5 tRNA genes and 1 rRNA gene are annotated in these 728 nt (G+C 48.8%); all 6 read right to left on the bottom strand.

Annotated elements, in window-relative coordinates:
* Positions 1-103 precede the first annotated feature (103 nt).
* The 6 genes from FD37_RS07010 to rrf all read right to left on the bottom strand — a co-directional run bounded on the left by FD37_RS07010 (position 104) and on the right by rrf (position 661).
* A tRNA-Asp gene (locus FD37_RS07010) sits at positions 104-177 on the bottom strand.
* Between the two features lie 24 nt (positions 178-201).
* Positions 202-274: transfer RNA gene (locus FD37_RS07005), tRNA-Val, on the bottom strand.
* Between the two features lie 4 nt (positions 275-278).
* Positions 279-351, bottom strand: a tRNA-Glu gene (locus FD37_RS07000).
* A gap of 15 nt (positions 352-366) precedes the next feature.
* Positions 367-457 (bottom strand) — tRNA-Ser (locus FD37_RS06995).
* Between the two features lie 8 nt (positions 458-465).
* Positions 466-538, bottom strand: a tRNA-Asn gene (locus FD37_RS06990).
* 6 nt (positions 539-544) lie between these two features.
* Positions 545-661 (bottom strand): 5S ribosomal RNA (gene rrf, locus FD37_RS06985).
* Positions 662-728 lie beyond the last annotated feature (67 nt).

Raw genomic sequence — 728 nt, 5'->3', positions numbered from 1 at the left:
ACCGCCGACACATGGAGCTTCAATCCATTGCTCTACCGACTGAGCTACCGAGCCATTTTCCATTCATGTAATGTTGTGTATTAAATTAATAATAACATAACAACGGTCTGTACGAGACTCGAACTCGTGATCTCCTCCGTGACAGGGAGGCGTCCTAACCAACTAGACCAACAGACCATAATTAAGCTGTTATGTTACCAATGGAGGATACAGGGCTCGAACCTGTGACCCTCTGCTTGTAAGGCAGACGCTCTCCCAACTGAGCTAATCCTCCAAAATGACCCGTACGGGATTCGAACCCATGTTACCGCCGTGAAAGGGCGGTGTCTTAAACCACTTGACCAACGGGTCATACTTATTTGGGAACGGAGAGTGAGGGATTCGAACCCTCGAAACAGGTTAGTACCCGTTTACAGCATTTCCAATGCTGCTCCTTCAGCCACTCGGACAACTCTCCATCTAAAGCTCCGGCAGGCGGGCTCGAACCGTCGACAACCTGATTAACAGTCAGGTGCTCTACCAACTGAGCTATGCCGGAATAATCGCGTGGCAACGTCCTACCCTTGCAGGGGGCGATCCCCCAACTACTATCGGCGTGCTGAAGCTTAACTTCTGTGTTCGGCATGGGAACAGGTGTATCCTTCAGGCTATCGCCACCACACTATAAGAGAACTTATTCCCTCAAAACTAGATATTACCAATTTATTTTCTGAGAACACCAATACTTG

This window comes from Levilactobacillus spicheri DSM 15429, from assembly GCF_001435095.1.
Lineage (GTDB): Bacteria > Bacillota > Bacilli > Lactobacillales > Lactobacillaceae > Levilactobacillus > Levilactobacillus spicheri.
This window is presented reverse-complemented; position numbering and strand designations above follow the sequence as displayed.